The following is a 2,124-nucleotide window of genomic DNA, read 5'->3' on the forward strand; positions in this document are numbered from 1 at the left end:
ATCCTGTAATGCACGGCCGCTTCGGAGGCCTCGAAGCCGGCCACCTGGTAGTCCTCCTCCACCCCCAGCCCGCCCAGGAGCCGCTCGCCTTACCCCACGAACACTGGCACCATGACCAGGTGCAGCTCGTCGAGGAGCCGCGCTTTCCAGAAGGCCCGGACCGTGGAGACGCCGCCGTCGATCTTGACATCCTTGCCGCCGGCCGCCGCCCGGGCTCGCTCCAGGACCTGTTCCGGCGAGCCGTCGACGAAGTGAAAGGAAGTGCCGTTTCCGAACTCCAGGGTCGGCCGGGGATGGTGCGTCAGCACGAAGACGGGATGCTTGAAGGGAGGGGTATCGCCCCACCAGCCCTCCCACTCCTCGTCGGCCCAGGGGCCGCGGAGGGGGCCGAACAAGTTGCGTCCCATTCCTTAGCCTGAGGGCTTCTCTGGACACTCTTGTGGGCCATAATGGTCCCGGAAGGAGTGCCCGAGATGACCAAGCAGAGCAGCAAGACCGACACCCCCGACCGTGGCCGGTTCTCCGCCAAGCGGAAGACCGAGGCGGTCCTCCGCCTCCTTCGGGGCGAGGACCTCGACACCCTCTCAAGAGAGCTGGGCGTCACCGCCGCCACGCTGTCCTCCTGGCGGGAGGGCTTCCTCGACGGCGGCACGGCGGCCATGAAGAGCCGGCCGACCGACGACCGGGACGAGGTGATCGCCCGCCTCCAGGCGAAGGTCGGGCAGCTCACCATGGACAACGAGCTGCTGGGGCAGAAGTGCCAGCACCTGGAGAGCGGCCGCCCTTTTGTCACGAGGAGGCGGGGCGGTTAGCCCGCTCCGCCTCCCCCGGCACCGGCAAGCGCTACGGCCTGCAGCGGGTCTGCCGCATCTTCGGCGTGGCCCGCTCCACCGCCTACTACCTCAAGGCCCGGGAGGCCGTCCCGCCCGAGCAGCGGCCCGTGCCCGGGAAGCGGGGGCCGATCGGGGCGGGCACTGACGAGGAGCTGGTCGGCCACATCCGCCGTGTGCTGGCCGAGTCGCCCTTCCACGGCGAGGGCTACCGCAAGGTCTGGGCACGGCTGCGGCATCAGGGCATCCGCACGGCCTCCGAGCGGGTCCGGCGGCTGATGCGGGAGCATCACCTCCAGGCCCCACGCCGGGGCGGCCATCCCCACGGCCCGAAGGCCCACGACGGCACCATCATCACTGAGGAGCCGGACACGATGTGGGGCACCGACATGACCACCACGGTCACGACCGGTGAAGGGACGGTGCATGTCTTCATCGCCGTGGACCACTGCACCTGCGAGTGCGTCGGCCTGCACGTGGCCAAGCGGGGCGACCGGTTCGAGGCCCTGGAGCCGCTGCGGCAGGGCGTGCGGGAGCACTTCGGCGGGTTCGACCGGGGCATCGCCCGGGGGCTGGCGATCCGGCACGATCACGGCAGTGCGTACATGAGCGACGACTTCCAGCGGGAGCTGGCCTTCCTCGGCCTGGAGAGTTCGCCGAGCTTCGTGCGAGAGCCGGAGGGCAACGGCTGCGCCGAGCGGTTCATCCGCACCCTCAAGGAGAATCTGCTCTGGGTGAGGGTCTTCGCCACGGTGGCGGAACTCGCCGAGGCGTTGCGGGAGTTCAAGCGGACGTACAACGAGCGATGGCTGATCCGGCGTCACGGCCACCGGCCCCCCGGCCAGGTGCGACGTAACCTCCTCGCTGGCGTCCCGGCGGCGGCGTGAGTACCATCAAGTCCCCGTCCAGAGAACCCAAAGGCCATACACCCGTACCGACCCCGTCGACTGCCCTCGTTCCAGAATAGCCGCTTCGACTTGGCTGAGGGTCGCCTTGTCGGTGAAGACGTGGGCAGCCCCTTCCTTCTGCATCAGCTTCGCGGACTCCGCGGTCCCGGGGAGGTGTTTGTTGAGGTGCTTCAAGTCATAGGCAAGTCCTGGCCTCGACGCAAGCGGTTCGTGAACGGGTACGCTGGGACACTTGCCCAGACTCCGCAGACGGGCCAAAGACAAAGTTGGAAGCTGTTCTTGGACGCCCCCTAAGCACAAGAGTAGTACAGTGAATCGCCACCCAGGAGCTTTCTGTATGTTATTGCAATCCTAGGGGTTAAGTCCCGCAGTCGATTTGGAATTTA

2 pseudogenes are annotated in these 2,124 nt (G+C 67.6%); one reads left to right on the forward strand and one right to left on the reverse strand.

Going from position 1 to position 2,124, the window contains the following annotated elements:
• Positions 1 to 92: 92 nt before the first annotated feature.
• A pseudogene (locus tag VFW71_13250) lies at positions 93 to 407 on the reverse strand (dihydrofolate reductase family protein).
• 66 nt (positions 408 to 473) lie between these two features.
• On the opposite strand from VFW71_13250, the pseudogene VFW71_13255 reads away from it, so the two are divergent.
• Positions 474 to 1,717 (forward strand): annotated as a pseudogene (locus VFW71_13255) (IS3 family transposase).
• Positions 1,718 to 2,124: the final 407 nt, after the last annotated feature.

It is taken from the genome of Actinomycetota bacterium, from assembly GCA_035765775.1.
GTDB lineage: Bacteria > Actinomycetota > CADDZG01 > JAHWKV01 > JAOPZY01 > DASTWV01.